At 68.9% G+C, this 15,847-nt stretch carries 11 protein-coding genes and 2 pseudogenes; 3 read left to right on the forward strand and 10 right to left on the reverse strand.

Annotation, left to right across the window (positions count from 1 at the left end):
- Positions 1-109: 109 nt before the first annotated feature.
- Both J2Z30_RS42350 and J2Z30_RS50295 read right to left on the reverse strand, forming a co-directional pair.
- Positions 110-937 (reverse strand): tyrosine-type recombinase/integrase, encoded by an 828-nt coding sequence (locus J2Z30_RS42350; RefSeq protein WP_308280240.1) that lies wholly within the window; start codon positions 935-937, stop codon positions 110-112.
- A gap of 317 nt (positions 938-1,254) precedes the next feature.
- Positions 1,255-2,295 (reverse strand): annotated as a pseudogene (locus J2Z30_RS50295) (Tn3 family transposase); the annotation flags it as partial.
- Positions 2,296-2,611: 316 nt separating this feature from the next.
- Between J2Z30_RS50295 and gap the strand changes: the two are divergent.
- Positions 2,612-3,610, forward strand: a complete 999-nt coding sequence (gene gap, locus J2Z30_RS42360) for a type I glyceraldehyde-3-phosphate dehydrogenase (protein WP_044580251.1) — start codon at positions 2,612-2,614, stop codon at positions 3,608-3,610.
- 72 nt (positions 3,611-3,682) lie between these two features.
- On the opposite strand, the gene J2Z30_RS42365 is transcribed toward gap, so the two are convergent.
- Positions 3,683-4,534, reverse strand: a complete 852-nt coding sequence (locus J2Z30_RS42365; RefSeq protein WP_044580252.1) for a helix-turn-helix transcriptional regulator — start codon at positions 4,532-4,534, stop codon at positions 3,683-3,685.
- A gap of 362 nt (positions 4,535-4,896) precedes the next feature.
- On the opposite strand from J2Z30_RS42365, the gene J2Z30_RS42370 reads away from it, so the two are divergent.
- Positions 4,897-5,397, forward strand: coding sequence for a GNAT family N-acetyltransferase (locus J2Z30_RS42370; RefSeq protein ID WP_044580253.1), 501 nt, complete (start codon positions 4,897-4,899; stop codon positions 5,395-5,397).
- A 14-nt stretch (positions 5,398-5,411) separates the two neighbouring features.
- Here J2Z30_RS42370 and J2Z30_RS50300 read toward each other — a convergent pair whose 3' ends face one another.
- Positions 5,412-5,789, reverse strand: a complete 378-nt coding sequence (locus J2Z30_RS50300) for an alpha-L-rhamnosidase C-terminal domain-containing protein (protein ID WP_308280252.1) — start codon at positions 5,787-5,789, stop codon at positions 5,412-5,414.
- 6 nt (positions 5,790-5,795) lie between these two features.
- A pseudogene (locus J2Z30_RS50305) lies at positions 5,796-6,625 on the reverse strand (alpha-L-rhamnosidase-related protein); the annotation flags it as partial.
- 313 nt (positions 6,626-6,938) lie between these two features.
- Here J2Z30_RS50305 and J2Z30_RS42385 point away from each other — a divergent pair.
- Positions 6,939-8,978: a glycoside hydrolase family 97 protein gene (locus tag J2Z30_RS42385; protein ID WP_044580256.1), complete on the forward strand. Its 2,040-nt coding sequence runs from the start codon at positions 6,939-6,941 to the stop codon at positions 8,976-8,978.
- 3 nt (positions 8,979-8,981) lie between these two features.
- Here J2Z30_RS42385 and J2Z30_RS42390 read toward each other — a convergent pair whose 3' ends face one another.
- The 5 genes from J2Z30_RS42390 to J2Z30_RS42410 form a co-directional block, all read right to left on the reverse strand.
- Entirely contained in the window at positions 8,982-10,325 is a 1,344-nt protein-coding gene (locus J2Z30_RS42390) for an MFS transporter (protein WP_044580257.1), read from the reverse strand.
- A gap of 99 nt (positions 10,326-10,424) precedes the next feature.
- Positions 10,425-12,206, reverse strand: coding sequence for a gamma-glutamyltransferase family protein (locus J2Z30_RS42395; protein WP_078957172.1), 1,782 nt, complete (start codon positions 12,204-12,206; stop codon positions 10,425-10,427).
- Between the two features lie 59 nt (positions 12,207-12,265).
- Entirely contained in the window at positions 12,266-13,978 is a 1,713-nt protein-coding gene (locus J2Z30_RS42400; RefSeq protein WP_044582497.1) for a phytoene desaturase family protein, read from the reverse strand.
- Between the two features lie 2 nt (positions 13,979-13,980).
- On the reverse strand, positions 13,981-14,331 hold the full coding sequence (locus tag J2Z30_RS42405) for a RedY/HapK family protein (protein ID WP_052701871.1): 351 nt from the start codon (positions 14,329-14,331) through the stop codon (positions 13,981-13,983).
- Between the two features lie 63 nt (positions 14,332-14,394).
- The gene (locus tag J2Z30_RS42410) at positions 14,395-15,834 is read right to left on the reverse strand and encodes a gamma-aminobutyraldehyde dehydrogenase (RefSeq protein WP_107073443.1); all 1,440 of its coding nucleotides are present in this window, start codon (positions 15,832-15,834) and stop codon (positions 14,395-14,397) included.
- Between the last annotated feature and the right edge of the window lie 13 nt (positions 15,835-15,847).

Here is a 15,847-nt window from a genome sequence, read left to right on the forward strand (position 1 = left end):
CGCTCGCGTTCGGTGAGCTCGGGCCGACGGTCGTATCGGGCCAGGTCAATGGGCCAAGGCCAGGAAGGGGCCGTGGCCGTCTCGGAAGCGGCCGCCGATATCGCCGCGGTCACAGCGCGACCGTTCCGGTCGCCGGCTCGCCGAGGCGGGCCAGCATCTGCACCCGCCAGCCGTGGATCTGTTCCATGCCGCGGCTGAGCTTGTCGGCCAGGTCCCGGCCCGACAGGTGGATGTAGGTGAGTGTGGAGTCGGTGTGCCGGTGGCCGGCGAAGGTGGCGATGGCGTGCAGTTCCCAGCCCATCCGGGCCAGGTCGGTCAAGCAGAGGTGTCGCGTCGTGTGCGTGGAGAATCGTGGGACATCGGCGGCCAGCGCGATCCGGCGGACGACCTTCGACCAGGTCCACAGGCTCAGCGGCTGGGCGTGGTCGCGCCGGGATTCCGAGAGGAACAGCGGTCCGCGGGCCCGGCTGATCGTCGCCCGATGTGCGAGGTAGCCCGACAGCAGGACGCCGGTCGGCGCGGAGTACGGGACGACGCGCTCCAGCCGGTTCTTGGTCGTCTCAGCCCGTACCCGCAGGGTTCGGTGGGCCGGGTCGAGGTCCTCGGTCCGCAGCGAGCACAGCTCCTCGCGGCGCAGTGCGGCGTCGTAGGCGAGAGCGAGCATGACCCGGTTGCGGACCGGCTCCGCGGCGGCGACCGCGAGGATGTCCAGCCACTGCTGCTCGGTGGGTATCCACGGCAGCTTCGTCAGCCTCGGAACGAGGCCGCGCTCGTGCCCGCCACGGTGTCGGCGGCCAGGCGTGTAGCGGCCCCGGCCGACCGGGTTGGAGTCGCGCTGACCGTCCTCCATGAGGAAGTCGTAGAACAGCCGGACGGGCACCAGGCGCTGCTGAATCGTGGCATTGGCCAGGCCCGAGCCCGAGTCGATCAAGACCACATTCGCGCCCCGGCGGCTCGGCCGAGATGTCAACTCCCGTACATAGACGGCGATGTGTGCCCCGGTTCGCGGTCAGCGGGTCGACATTCTCCCGCTCGCACATCTCCAGGTACTCGGCCAGCCCCCGGGCGTAGGCGTCGATCGTCCGGGGAGCCCGACCCAGGTCGCTCCACACCTGCAACCACCCGGCGGCCTGCTCGTGCCTGCCGAGCACCGGCCACTTCTCCTCCAGCACCACCGTGCCCAACACATCTCCTCAGCCCGTGGTCGTACCGCAGGGCGATGATCTCCGCTGCGGTCAGATTCCACGTAACTGATATGAACGCCGTGCGCACCGCCCGCCCCAGCTCCTCGATCGCGCGGTAGGTGGGGTGCTTGGGCCCGCCGCGGGTGAAGCGCCGCAGGACCTGCTCGGCCTCGGCGGTGCCCAGGCGCAGGGCGGTGGTGTACTTCACGATCTGGTCGTACTGCTGGCGGATCAGGTTCCAGTCGATCGTCTTGGTCGACAGCACCGGCGCCAGGTTCGGCCACTTCTCGTCCTCCCCGGCCGCCAGCCGGTACAGCCGCGCCGAGCCGACGTTCTTCAGCCTGGGCAGCAGGTTGAAGCCGAGCATGTGGGCGAAGGCGAACCCGACGATGGAGGCGCCGTGCGTGTCGACGTGCCAGTAGATCATCACCCCGGGGCCGCGGTAGCGCTGATGCCATTCGGTCATGAAGTTGCTGGACCAGGAGCCGAACTTCTTGGAGTCGCTCGCGCAGGCGGTGCCCTCGCCCCACCACGCCGCATCGCGGGCGGCGAAGGTGGCGTTGACCAGCCGCACCAGCGCCGCGAGCGGGTTGGTCCGGTTGACGAACAGGTGCCGCACCCGGCGCAGGACGGCCTCGCTCTCGCCGTGCTTGCCTGTGACCGCGACCCGCTTGATGCCCATGTTCGTCCCCAGCGCGAACAGCACCAGCAGCAGCCGGCGCCGCAGCACCGCCTTCGGGACCGCCTCCCTGGTGGCGACCGAGGTGAACTCGCCGGTGAAGCCGGTGGAAAACTCGGCCTCCTTGAGGATGTCGATCAGGTCGATGGTGCCCCAGCGGCGTTCGATCTCCGCCTTCAGGACGACGAGGTTGTCCGGCTCCTCCTGCTTGCCCAGCGGTGCGACCGTGATCCACGGCTCACCGTGCCGACGGACGATGTCCACCCCGCCCGTGGTGCCCAGCTCCAGCGCCGTGTCGAAGCGGGTCAGGGCCTCGCGCAGCCGCTTCTGAAGGGCTTCGATGAACGCTTGCGGGTCCTGCGGCTGGCGGATCGCGTCGTAGTGCACATCACGGTTGTCCTCGAAGTCCGGCGGCAGAAGCCGCTCCTGGTCCTCCTCCAGCGGAGTCCAGACCTCGATCAGGTCCTCCGGCTCCCACTCCCGCTGCACCCCGCGCTCCCTCCGATCATCATGACCGGACCAACCTCGCCGAGCACGGCCCCCGATGAGCCCAGAAGATCAAAACGCTGACAAGCACACTACAGATCCGCTACAGAGAGCTACTTGCCACTTCGCCGTAGCTTCGGGAGAACAGGGCCGTGAAGGGCGGGATGGCTATGGCGAGATCCTTGCGTGCGGTGGCGTTCATGCCGCTGTCGGCCGGGGATCCGGATTGCCGACGATGGGGGCGGAAACGAAAGGAATCTCCATGACCCGCATCGCCGTCAATGGATTCGGCCGCATCGGACGCAACACCCTCCGCGCCCTGCTCGAGCGCGACAGCGACCTCGAGGTGGTCGCCGTCAACGACCTCACCGCCCCCGAGTCCCTCGCCCATCTGCTCAAGTACGACAGCTCGCTCGGCCCCCTCGGCCGCTCCGTCGAGGTCGACGGAACCGACCTCGTCGTCGACGGCCGCCGCATCAAGGTGCTCGCCGAGCGCGAGCCCGCCGACCTGCCGTGGGCCGAGCTCGGCGTCGACATCGTGCTCGAGTCCACGGGCCGCTTCACCGCGGCGGACGCCGCCCGCGCGCACATCCGTGCCGGTGCCCGGCGCGTGCTGGTGAGCGCCCCCTCCGCCGGTGCCGATGTCACGCTCGCCTACGGCGTGAACACCGATGCCTACGACCCCGCCGAGCACGTGATCGTCTCGAACGCCTCGTGCACCACGAACGCGCTGGCCCCGCTGGCCGCCGTACTGGACGACCTGGCCGGTATCGAGCACGGCTTCATGACCACGGTGCACGCGTACACCCAGGAGCAGAACCTCCAGGACGGCCCCCACCGCGACCTGCGCCGCGCCCGCGCCGCCGGGGTGAACATCGTGCCCACCACCACCGGGGCCGCCAAGGCCATCGGCCTGGTGCTGCCGAACCTCGACGGCAAGCTGTCGGGCGACTCGATCCGCGTACCGGTGCCGGTGGGGTCGATCGTGGAGCTGAACACCGCGGTCTCCCGGGAGGTCAGCCGCGACGAGGTGCTCGCCGCCTACCGCGCCGCCGCGGACGGCAAGCTCAAGGGCATCCTCGACTACTCCGACGAGCCGCTCGTCTCCAGCGACATCACCCGACGGCCGGCGTCGTCCATCTTCGACGCCGCCCTCACCCGCGTCGACGGAACGCACATCAAGGTGGTGGCCTGGTACGACAACGAGTGGGGCTTCTCGAACCGGGTCATCGACACGCTCGAACTGCTCGCGCGCGACTGAGCGCCCCGACTGACCGGCCGTGAGGGGCCGGGACCGACCGGCTCCTCACAGCTTTGAGAAGGGCGCCTGAGCTCAGGTGCGGTCCGCGCCCCGGGGGGAGGGCCGGGTGCGTGTCGCGTGGATGGAGCCGAGCAGATGCAGCGCCTCCGCGCTGCCGCTTCCGGGCTCCGCGTGGTAGATGACGAGTTGCTGGCCCGGGGCCTCCCGTACGTCGAACGCCTGGTAGCCGAGCGTGAGGGGGCCGACGTCGGGATGCAGAAACCGCTTGGCCTCCTGGGTCTTGCCGCGCACGGTGTGGCTGTCCCACAGGCGCGCGAAGTCCGCGCTGTCCTCGGTGAGGGTGTCCACGAGCCCGCGCAGACGCGGATTGTCCGGCTCATAGCCCGCCGCGTGGCGCAGATTCGCGACGATGGCCTGGGCCGCCCGGTCCCAGTCCTGGTAGAAGGCGCGGCCCGCGGGGTCCGCGAACGCCATACGGGCCAGGTTGTCTGCCGGGTGGAACGGCGAGTGGAGGGCGTCGGCCAGCGCGTTGGCGGCGAGGATGTCCAGGGTCCGGTTGAGCACGAAGGCAGGTGTGTGCGGATAGCCGTCCATCAGCTGCCGCAACCCGGGGCTGACCCGGTCGGACACGCGGACGGCCGGGGCGTCGGGCACCGTGCCGCCGAGCCGGAACAGATGGTCCCGGGCGTCGCCGTCGAGGCGCAGCGCGCGGCCGAGCGCGTCGAGCACCTGCGCGGAGGGGTGGCGCTCCCGGCCCTGTTCCAGGCGGGTGTAGTAGTCGGCGTTGACACCGGCCAGTACCGCGACCTCCTCACGGCGCAGCCCGGGAACGCGGCGGGTGCCGTGGCTCGCCATCCCGACCTCTTCGGGCCGAAGTCCTGACCTGCGGCTTCGCAGGAATTCTCCCAGGTCGTTGTCTCCCATGCCGCCAGGCTACGAAACGCCGCGACCGGCTGCCCGGGTGTGTCACACCCAGGCAGCGGGCGTCCTGGCCGGCCCATGGGGCACCGCCCGGACTCGGTGGCGCGGGACACCTCCGCCGCCTTCCGCAGCGCACCGAAGAAGGACGGCATCATGACGGCATCCACTCATTCCGCACGGACTTCCTCGGTACCTTCCGCCCCGACAGCCGTGTCTGTCCGGCGTCCTTCGCCGATGCCCAGCCGCTCGGCCACCGCGGTCTGATCGGAGGACCCGCGCCATTTTCTCCGGGTAGTGCTATACGGGGTATGACCGGAATGGCGAATGCACTCCATTGCACTCCATGAGCACGAATGGAATGAGGCATGTTGAGGTTGGAACGGCTCCGGGCCGATCACGCGCCCGCCCTGCTGGCCTTCGAGCACGAGAACCGGGAGTACTTCGCCCGGTCGATCTCGGACCGGGGGGACGCCTACTTCGAGGAGTTCGCGTCCCTGCACCGTGCCCGGCTCGCCGAGCAGGACGCCGGTGTGTGTCACTTCCATGTCGTCGTGGACGACCACGGGGAGTTGGTCGGCCGCGTCAATCTCGTGGACGTGGAGGAAGGGGACGCCGAACTGGGCTACCGGATCGGCGAGCGGGCCGCGGGCCGGGGGATGGCGACCGCCGCGGTGGAAGAGGTGTGCCGCCTGGCCGCCACGGCGTACCGGCTCTCCACCCTCACCGCCTACACCACCCTCGACAACGTGGCCTCCATGACCGTGCTCGGCCGCAATGGATTCACCGTCGTGGGAGAGGCCGGCGTCGGTGGACGGCCCGGCCTGCGCTATCGCCGACGGCTCGGTGCGGAGCCCGGAGGGCGTTGAGCGACCGCGGGACGTCAACGGGCCTGCACGGTGAACGTCCACGTTCCGGAGCCGACTCGGTACGAGACCGCCTGGCCGGCCGCCTGCGTCTTCCGCGCTTCGGCGGGGGCCTGGACCCGGTCATCCTGGTGCGTCAGGGGCACACGTATCACCGCGCGGCTGTTGGCCGGGATGGTGACGGTCAGTCGCAGGGTGCTCCCCGTCTTCTGCCAGCTGCTTGCCACGCGACCGCGCACCGTCTCCTGCGAGGCGGAAACCTGGTCGAGGGAGCCGGGGACCCGTGGCTCGACCGCGATCTCGCGGTACCCGGGCTCGGTGGGCCGGATGCCCGAGAGGATGGTGTACAGCGAGCTGTTGATACCGGCGAACATCGCGTGGTCGTGGGTTTCCATCGAGGAGCGGTAGAGCCACTGTTCCCAGGTGGTGGTGGCCCCCTTGGCGAGCTGGAAGCCGAAGCCGGGATAGGTGCGCTGGTGGAGCATGGTCATCGCCAAGTCGATCCGCCCGATGCGGGCCAGTGCGTCGACCAGGTAGCGGGTGCCGAAGATGCCGGTGTCCACATGGCAGGCGTCGTGTTCGATGATGGTCCGGGCGAGCTGGTCGCCGACGTCGGCGACCTTGTCGGCGGGCACCAGCCCGAACGCCAGCGGGAGGATGCTGGTCACCTGGCGTCCGCTGCCGTACGTATCACCGGCTTCGTTGAGGAAGTGCGCGTTGAACGCGTTTCTGACGCGGCCCGCCAGGGACTCGAAATGGCGCGCGTCCCGCCGGTGCCCGAGCACGTCCGCGGCCTTCGCCACGGCCCGCGCCTGCTGGTAGGAGAGGGCGGTGTTGACCAGTGAGTCATGTCCGGATAGGCCGTCTCCAGTGCGTCCCGGTCGCGGTACTGCTCGTACAGGGTCCAGGCCAAGGTGACCTGACCACCCGCCATGTCGGGGTACTGCGCCTTGACGTCGTCGGAGGGCAGCGCCGTGCCCGGCGGCAGATCCCGCAGATACTTCGCGTAGAAGCCCGCCATGCCGAATTCGCGCGTCGCGGCGTCCCGGTAGGCCTGGACGTCCATGGCCGGAGGGGTGCGCTCATCGCGGACCGGGGTATCGGTGGGCGTGCTCATGGAGTTGTTGAGAATGCTCCAGCGGTTGTTCTTCCAGATGCGGTTGAGATCCTCGCTGGAGGAGGTGAAGGCGCCGATGGAAGCCACGTTCGCGTGGACAACCCGTGCGCGCACCTCCCCGAAGTCCGAGGGGCGCGAGAGCGCTTTGGCCCGGTGCGGAACCGCTACGTCTGAACACGTCGAGCACCTCTCGCCATGGGCATCGGCCGGGTTGCCACCACCAGGGACTAAAACGATTCAAGGCGACCGCTGCAGTAGCCTTCACGTCGTACTACCCCAATGTCAACGGCACTTACGGCAATCCGTGTTGTTGTCGCTCAAGGTTGTCGCTCAAGAAGGGTTGACGTCCGTAGAAAGCGCTTGTTACAACGTTGTAACAACGCGCACCCGGCCGCCGTGCCGCCGACCACCCTTGATGGAGCGTGACATGGCCAATGTCCCCAACCGCCGTGCCGTCGTCGGTGCCACCGCCGGCGTGGTGTTCACCGGGGCGCTCGCCGCACCCGCCACCGCGTCCGCCGCGCCGCCCGACCACGTCACGATCGGCTCGCCGAACGGCCGGCTGCGGATCACCGTGCGGGTGACGGACGGCCGGCTGCGCTACCAGGTCGTACGGCACGGAAGGGTCCTGGTGCCCTCCTCCGGGCTGGGGCTCGACCTGGCCGACCGGCCCTCGCTCACCGGCGGACTGGTGCTGGAATCCGTGCGGCGCAGGACCATAGACGAGAGCTGGCGGCCGGTGTGGGGGCCCGACGCGCTCGTCCGCAACCATGCGCGGGAGTGCGTACTGCGGACCGTGCAACCGGCGACCGGGCTCCGGCTGGACCTGATCGTCCGGGTCTTCGACGACGGCTTCGGCTTCCGCTACCGCCTGCCGGCCCAAGCCGGACTCGACCGCTACACCGTGACCGCCGAGAGGACCGAGTTCTCCTTGCCACCGACCGCCACGAGTTGGTCGCTGGAGGCGGGCACGGACTGGAACGCTGATGAACGGCACTACCGGCGGGCCAGGCTGGCGGACGTGAAAACCGCCCAGACCCCGCTGTCGCTGGCCACCCGGGGTGGTGAGTACATCGTGGTGCACGAGGCGGCGCTGATCGACTATCCGAGCATGACCCTCGCCGCCGACGGTAACCGGCCCGGCACCTTCACCAGCGAGCTGATCAGCCTTCCCGACGGCGCGAAGGCCCACCTCAGGGGCGAATTCTCCACCCCATGGCGCACGCTGGTCATCGGCGGCCGACCCGGCGATCTCGCCGAATCGCATCTGATCGAGAACCTCAACGAGCCGTGTGCGCTCACGGACACGTCGTGGATCTCACCCGGCACGTACGTCGGTGTCTGGTGGGAACTGCAGCGGCGACACACGACCTGGACCGAGGGACCGCGCCACGGCGCCACGACTGAGCGGGTCAAGCGCTACATCGACCTCGCCAGGGAGGCGGGCGCGAGTTCCGTACTCGCCGAGGGCTGGAACACCAACGCCGGCGGCAACTGGACCGGCCAGGACTTCCTCACGCCGCGGGCCGACTTCGACCTGGCCGAGGTACTGCGCTACGCCCGGACCAACGGCGTCGGGTTCACCGCGCACAATGAGACCCGCGGCTTCGTCGACTACTACGAGCAGCACCTGGAAACGATCTTCGCGCGATACGCGGAACTGGGCATCCACTCGGTCAAGACCGGCTACGCCACCAAGTTCGTGCTGGGCGGGGTGAACCGCAGCCACTTCGACCAGGAAGCGGTGCGTCACTACCAGCGTGTCATCGAGACGGCGGCCCGCCACCAGATCATGATCATCGCGCATGAGGCAATCAAGCCGACCGGGCTGGCGCGCACCTACCCGAACATGATGACCGGCGAGGGCGTCGCCGGCATGGAGCAGCACAACTACATGGGCCGGCTCGGCAACCCGCCGGAGCAGGCCACGATCCTTCCGTTCACCAGGTTCATGGGCGGGCCGGCCGACTACACCCCGGGCGTGCTCAACGTGACTTGGGACCCGGCCGGACTCGGGACCCGCGTACAGACGACCTCGGCCGCACAGCTCGCGCTGTACTCGGTGTTCTTCAGCCCGCTGCAGATGCTGGCCGACACCCCGGAGAACTACCACTCCCACCCCGGATTCGCCTACCTCGAGGACATGCCTGCCAGCTGGGACGAGACCCGCTTCCTGGACTGCGTGATCGGCGACTACACGGTGGTCGCCCGCCGCAAGGGCCACACCTGGTATCTCGGCGCCATCACCGACGAGCACGACCGGACGCTGAGGCTGCCGCTGCGGTTCCTGGGACGGGGCCGGTACAGGGCCGAGATCTACAGCGACGCCGCGGACACCAGCTGGCACGACAACCCGCTGCCGATCGACGTCCGGACCGAGATGGTGCGAGCCTCCACCGTACTGAAGCTGAAACTCGTCGCCGGTGGAGGCACCGCGATCCGCTTCCGCCGCGCGCGTTCCGCGTGAGCGCTACAGGGTTGCCCGGGGTGCGGTGGATGCTCGGGCGGGTTCCGGGGGGCCGTCCAGGGACGTTCGGAACGTCTCCCGGACCCGGGTGAGGGCCATCAAGCCGACCGCGCAGCCGATGATGACGTAGATCGACACGCTGTAGATCGATCCGGTATCCGCGTACAGGGAAGCGGCGATGGCTCCCGCCGGAGCACCGAATATGACCGAGGACATCTGGTAACTCATCGAGGCACCGCTGTAGCGCACTTCGGTGGGGAAGAGCTCGGCGAGGTAGCTGGACTGCACCGCGAAACTGGCCGCGTGGCAGATGCTCCAGCCAAGCGCCACCGCGACGACGACACCGATCAGCGACCCGGTTGAAATGAGCCAGTAGAACGGCAGGGCCAGGATGAGCCAGCCGAAACCACCGATGGCGTACACGGGTTTCCGCCCGATCTTGTCGGACAGCACGCTGAAGGCGATGTAGGTGGGGATGCTCAACAGCGAGCCCACCATACCGGCGACCAACACCCAGGAAGCGGGCTTGCCGAGGGTATCCGTGACATAGGTGCCGAAGTACGAGTTCAACCCGTAGGAGCCGACGGCGAACGGTGCTTGCATCACGATGCTCCACACCAGCACCTTCCAGTGGTTGCGCAACAGCGCTCCGAGAGGGAAGGAGCCGTGACCTCCGCTGCGGGCCTTGGAGGCGGTGAAGACCGGAGAATCCATGATCCTCAGCCGAACGTAGAGCCCGATGAAGATGAAGGCACCACCGATGAGGAAGGCCACCCGCCAACCGCCTCGCTCGAAGCCATCGCGCCCCACGGCGAGCAGGGTCAGTTGCAGAACCGCGTTGGAGAGGAAGAACCCGATCGGGTTGCCCAGTTGGGGAAACAATCCGTAGAGGCCGCGTTTCCCAGGGGGCGCGTGTTCGACGGCCAGCAACGCCGCCCCGCCCCATTCCCCGCCGAGTCCAAAACCCTGACACAGGCGGAGGAAAGTGAGGATGACGGGTGCTGCGAGGCCGATGGAGTCGTAGGTGGGCAGGGCAGCGATTCCCAGCGTCGCGCCGCCCATGAGTACGAGGGTTGCGGTCAGGCTGGTCTTCCGGCCCAGCTTGTCACCGTAGTGACCGAACACCGCCGCGCCCACAGGACGAGCCACATAGGCCACGCCGAAAACGGCGAACGACTCGATTGTCGCGCTGGCGGGATCGCCCTGCGGAAAGAATATGTGGGGAAAGACGATCGAGGAGCACAGCACGAAGAGGAAGAAGTCATACCACTCGATCACCGTGCCGACCATGCTCGCGAAAGCGATGCGTTTCAACGGTGTGCCGTCGTGTGCTTGTGCGTTTGGCATTGTTCTCTCCGGGCGTCGGGCTTGGATGAGCGGAATCCGGCGGCACCGTGTGCGCTGCCTCCCCCCGGACGTACTGCTGCCGGGGGAGCCCGCGGTGGACTACAGCGCCGCGGTGCTCGCGATCGTGAACGGATCCGCCGCGGCGGTGCGTTGGTGCCGGTCCGCGGCGCAGGCGACCGGACGTGCGAGTTCGTAGGAGAAGGGCTCGTGCTCCTCCGGTACGGTCACCGTGGTGTAGCCCCGGAGCGAGAGTGCCTCGTGTTCGGCGTCGTCGACGCGCTCGGAGACCAGTACCGCGGTACCGCCGGCGTCGATGCGGGGCGCGCTGATCGCTTCCTGTATCCCCAGGCCCCGGTCGACGACGTTGGACAGCACCTGGGTGACCGCGCTGATGATCCTCCTGCCGCCGGGCGCGCCCAGGGCGATGGTCTGCTCACCGTCGATGCGGCGAGCGATGAGCGGGCCCATGTTGGCCAGCGGGCGTTTGCCCGGGGCGATGGAGTTCGCGGCACCAGGAGAGGCGTTGAACCACGCCATCGCCGAGTCGAACAGCAACCCGGTACCCGGTGGGACGATCTTGTTGCCGAAGGCGTTGGCCGCCGTGTGAGTGCAGGAAACCGTCATTCCGTCGGCGTCGATGACCGAGAAGTGGGTTGTTCCGTGATCCAGGTTCAACGTGCCACCGCCGGATGCGACGGCATGAGACGGCGGTTCGCCGGTCCGCGGCCAGGGGTCGTGCACCGCGCGCCCGGCGAATTCCTCCCACGGCGGAGCCCCGCCCGGGGCCGTCCAGGGGGTCATCTCGTCCGCGCCGATGCGGTCCGCGAGGGCACCGGTGTAGGACTCGCTCAGCAACGTCCGGAGGGGAACGCGCACGAAATCCGGGTCGGCCAGCCAGTGGTACCGGTCGACGAACGCGCGGCGAGAGGCCTGGGCGATCAGGTGCAAGCGGTCCGTGCCGGCACGGCCGAGGTCGAAGTGTTCGAGGAGGGCGAGGATCTGCAACTCGGTCCACGCGCCGCAGGGTGAGGCCGGTGCCAGCACCTCCCAGTCGCGATAGCGCAACCGCAGGGGCGCCCCGATGACCGGGCGGTACGAGGCGAGGTCCTGCTCGGTCAGGACTCCACCCAGATCCGCGAAGGCGCCGCCGATGGCCCTGGCCACAGGGCCTTCGTACAGTCCGGCCCGGCCCTGGTCGGCGACGCGCTCCAGTGTCGAGCCGAGATCCTGTTGCCGTAGCAGGGGACCGGTACCCAGCGACGCCTGGCCGTGGTAGGCGGGCACCGGGGGCAAACCCTGTTCGGTGAGGAAGATTCGCGCGGCGTCGGGGTGGGCGCGCAGTTCCGGGAGGGCGGCCAGGGTCTGGAGGGCGTGGTAACTGTCGACGACGAACCCGTTGTGGGCCAGTTCGATGGCCGGCCCGAAGACCTGGGTGCGGGGCAGCCGCCCGAGCTCTTCGTGGGCGGCCAGCAGCCCCGCCACCGTGGCCGGTACGCCACAGGCGAGTGGGCCTTCCACATTGGCGTCGTCGATGACCGCGGACACCGCGACGAGGCGGGTCCCTTCCTGTCGTCCGGCGAGGGTGAACATGTCCGGCCTGGCGCCCTGGGGTGCCCGTGCCGGGAACTCGATCGACCAGTCCCGGCCCCGTGCCGGGTCGTGGACGAGCATGAACCCGCTCCCGCCCAGCGTCGTTTCGGTGGGTTCGACGACACCGGCGACCAGGCCGCAGGCCACGGCCGCGTCCACGGCATTTCCCCCTGCCTCCAGCATCCTCAGCGCGGCATCGGTGGAGTGAGACCTGGCGGCCGCGACAACGGCGCCACTTCCGCGTGCCGGGCGCCGATCCACCCATTGCGCACCGCGCCGCATATCAGGCATCGTCACGAACGACTCCTTTGGAGGCAGGGAAACTTGTACGCCTGTGACATGCCGTGGGCTCAGTTGCCACTGCGGGTGAAGAGCTTGATCACCTTGCGCAGCGCGGGCTGCCGCGCGGCCAGGTAGCCGACCTCACGCCCGAGCCTCGTGCCCATGACGACATCCGGCACCGAGCGGTGCGAGGCGGTACGGGCGGGTGCCGCCTTGCCCGGCGTACGGCCCGCGAGGTCGTCGAGCACGACCTTCGCGGCGTTGTGGCCGTTCGCCCCCATGACGCCGCCGCCCGGATGGGTTCCGGAGCCGCACAAGTAGTAGCCCTTCACCGGTGTGCGGTAGTCCGCGAGTTCCGGCGTGGGGCGGCTGCCGAAGAGCTGCTCCAGGAACATCGCGCCGTGGAAGATGTTGCCGCCGGTCAGACCGTAGTCGCGGTCGAGGTCCAGCGGGGTGATCACGACCCGGTCCAGAATGTGTCCGCGCAGGTTGGGCGCGTAGCGGTACAGGTTCTCCAGCACCGCGTCCGCGAACTCGTCCCTGGCCTTGTCCCAGGTGGTGCCGGACAGCTCGAAAGGCAACTGCTGCACGCCGAGCGTCATGGTGTGCAGGCCCTCCGGTGCCAGGCCGGGGTCCGTCGTCGACTGGATCATGGCCTCGATGACGTACTCCTCGGGGAGGACACCTCGCCGCTGTGCCTCCCACGCCAGCTCGAAGTTCTCGACCGAGGCACCCATGATCTGCTGCGCCTCGTGCTGCGGTCCCTTGCCGGCGGGGAAGCCCACGTACTCGGGGAGTTCGTCGATGAGCAGGTGGATCCGGGCCATCGAGCCCCGGTTGTCGTAGGCGCCGACCGCCTTCTCCAGCGAGGGCTTGAGAGTGCCCTTGGGCAGGAGCTTCAGCATGGAGCGGGCGGGGTCGGCATTGGACAGGACGACCGGTGCGAGGATCTCCGCACCCGAGACGAGCCGCACACCGCGGGCCCGTCCGCCGGAGACCAGCACCTCCTCGACGGGGGCGCTGAGCCGTACCTCGGTGCCGTGTGCCTCGGCCGCGCGGGCCATGGCCTGGGTGATGCCGCCCATGCCGCCCTTGACCAGGCCCCACTGGCCCAGGTGTCCCTTGAACTCGCCGACGGAATGGTGTCCGTAGACGTATCCGGTGCCCGGCGTCGACGGTCCGCCCCAGACCGAGATCATGCCGAAGAAGGTGAACAGGCCCTTGATGTGTTCGGACTCGAAGTAGCGGTCGAGCAGATCCTTGGTGGAGGACAGCACGAACTCGTCGAACAGGTCCTCGCAGCCCGCCTCCTCGAAGGCCCGCAGCACCTCGGAACGGCTTGTCGGCGGCCGCATCAGGAACGGGGTGATGATCGAGGCGAACTGCTTGACACGCAGACCGAAGTCGAGGAACGACCTGGCGTCGGCCTTGGAGAACTTCTCCAGCTCCTTGAGCGTGCGGTCGATGTCCTTCCACATGAACATATGGCTGCCGTCCTCGAAGATGACGACCTCCATGGCCTCGGTCTGGTACATCTCGAGGCCGTGGCGTTCCAGGTCGAGGTCGTTGATGATCTCGGGGCGGAGCAGGCCGGCGATGAACGCGCACGAGGACCATCGGGACTCGGATCCCGGGATGAGCCGTTCGGTCGTGCACGCACCGCCGACGACGTCACGGGCTTCGAGGACGAGCACCCGCTTGCCCGCTCGGGCGAGGTAGTTGGCGGAGATCAGCCCGTTGTGACCGGCTCCGATGACGATGGCGTCGTAGGACTGCGGCATGGTTACTGCCCCCTCAGGATCGGGACGACGAACGAGGAGCGGACGGACGCCGGGTCGACGAGCTCGTCGAATCCGGACATCACCGGGCGGAGCGACGGATGGTGGTCGCGGACCCGCACCCAGGCGTTCCAGTCGCTGAGCTCCATCACTTCGACGATGTCGGCGCCGACCGCCTCCCCGGTCGGGCCCGCGACCCGGAAGGCGTCGAAACGCGTGACGATGTCCGAGTGGGCCAGGCACAGGGGCTGGTCGACGGTGGCCGAGAACTCCGCGAACCGGTCCGGCGGGATGCCGGGGCGCATTCGGAACATGTTGACGACCAGAGCGCGGCCGTCGGGGGTGGGCTGTGCCATCGGATTCCTTGGATGAGGATGAGAGGGACGGGGAGCGGATACGGTCGGCGCGGCCGGTGGCCGTCAGCCCTCCACGAGGTTGACCATCACATGCTTGATCTCGGTGTATTCCTCCAGCGAGTACATCGACATGTCGTTGCCGTGCCCCGACTGCTTGAAGCCGCCGTGCGGCATCTCGGAGACGATGGGCAGGTGTTCGTTGATCCACACCGTGCCGAACTGAAGCCGGCGGGCCGCCCGCATGGAGCGCGACACACTGGAGGTGAAGACGGAGGCGGCCAGCCCGTACTCGATGTCGTTGGCCCAGGCGAGCGCCTGCTCCTCGTCGGCGAAGGGCGTGGTGGTGACGACCGGTCCGAACACCTCCCTCTGCACGATCTCGGAACGCTGCGGCGCGCCGACGAGCAGCGTGGGCCTGTACCAGAAGCCGGGGCCGTCGGCCGGGCCGCCGACCGCCAGTTCGGCGTGTCCCTCCTCCAGGGCCCGGTCGACGAAGCCCGCGACCCGGTCCCGATGGGCCTGGGAGATCACCGGTCCCATCTCGGTGGCGGGCAGCCGTGGGTCGCCCATCCTGATGTCCGCGACCGCCTTCGCCAGTTCGGATGCGAAGTCGTCGTGGATCGATTCGGCCACGTAGACGCGGGAGGCGGCCATGCAGTCCTGGCCGGAGTTGCCGTAGCCGCCCTCGCGGATCTTGCGGACGGCGAGTTCGATGTCGGCGTCCTCGAAGACGAGGACCGGTGCCTTGCCCCCGAGCTCGAGATGCAGACGCTTGAGGTTGCCGCTCGCGGCGACCGCGACTCGCTTTCCCGTGGAGGTGTCCCCGGTCAGCGAGGTCATCCGTACGCGGGGGTGCCCGGTGATGGCCGCGCCCACGGTGTCGCCGTGCCCGGTGACCACGTTGAGCACACCCTCGGGGAAGAGGTCGGCCGCGAGCTCGGCGAGCCTGAGCGCGGTCAGCGGGGTCTGCTCGCTCGGTTTCAGGACCAGGGTGTTGCCCGTCATCAGCGCGGGGCCGATCTTCCATACGGCCATGACCAGCGGGAAGTTCCACGGAGCCACGCTGCCTACGACGCCCAGGGGGTCGCGGCGGATGAAGCTGGTGTGGGTGGGGGAGTACTCGCCGGCCGCCTTGCCCTCCAGGACGCGTGCGGCGCCGGCGAAGAATCGGAAGTTGTCGACCGCGAAGTCCACTTCCTCCCGGGCGATGTGCAGGGGCTTGCCGACGTTGGCCGACTCCAGGGCGGCGATCTCCTCGGCGTGCTCCTCCACCCGGTCGGCCAGGCGCAGCAGGGGCCGGGCGCGTTCCGCCGGAGGGGTCTCCGCCCAGCCCCAGAAGGCGGCGTCCGCGGCGGCGACGGCGCGGTCGACGTCCTCCTTGCCGCCCAGAGGGACGGTGGCGATCGTCTCGCCCGTCGCCGGGTTGAGCACGTCCTCGGTCTTTCCGGAGACGGCGGGGACGGCGTTTCCGGCGATGAACATCGACAGGTCGGTGGTGGTCATGAGAGCGGCGTCC

Origin of the sequence: Streptomyces iranensis, from assembly GCF_017874715.1 — a bacterium.
Taxonomy (GTDB): Bacteria; Actinomycetota; Actinomycetes; order Streptomycetales; family Streptomycetaceae; genus Streptomyces; species Streptomyces iranensis.

What these genes read in the sequence shown, in the direction of transcription:
- J2Z30_RS42365 (WP_044580252.1), bottom strand. Translation starts at nt 4,534, where the DNA reads ATGGGAGACAACGACCTGGGAGAATTCCTGCGAAGCCGCAGGTCAGGA.
- J2Z30_RS42390 (WP_044580257.1), bottom strand. Translation starts at nt 10,325, where the DNA reads ATGCCAAACGCACAAGCACACGACGGCACACCGTTGAAACGCATCGCT.
- J2Z30_RS42410 (WP_107073443.1), bottom strand. Translation starts at nt 15,834, where the DNA reads ATGACCACCACCGACCTGTCGATGTTCATCGCCGGAAACGCCGTCCCC.
- J2Z30_RS42400 (WP_044582497.1), bottom strand. Translation starts at nt 13,978, where the DNA reads ATGCCGCAGTCCTACGACGCCATCGTCATCGGAGCCGGTCACAACGGG.
- J2Z30_RS42405 (WP_052701871.1), bottom strand. Translation starts at nt 14,331, where the DNA reads ATGGCACAGCCCACCCCCGACGGCCGCGCTCTGGTCGTCAACATGTTC.
- J2Z30_RS50300 (WP_308280252.1), bottom strand. Translation starts at nt 5,789, where the DNA reads ATGGAAACCCACGACCACGCGATGTTCGCCGGTATCAACAGCTCGCTG.
- J2Z30_RS42395 (WP_078957172.1), bottom strand. Translation starts at nt 12,206, where the DNA reads ATGCCTGATATGCGGCGCGGTGCGCAATGGGTGGATCGGCGCCCGGCA.
- J2Z30_RS42370 (WP_044580253.1), top strand. Translation starts at nt 4,897, where the DNA reads ATGTTGAGGTTGGAACGGCTCCGGGCCGATCACGCGCCCGCCCTGCTG.
- J2Z30_RS42385 (WP_044580256.1), top strand. Translation starts at nt 6,939, where the DNA reads ATGGCCAATGTCCCCAACCGCCGTGCCGTCGTCGGTGCCACCGCCGGC.
- gap (WP_044580251.1), top strand. Translation starts at nt 2,612, where the DNA reads ATGACCCGCATCGCCGTCAATGGATTCGGCCGCATCGGACGCAACACC.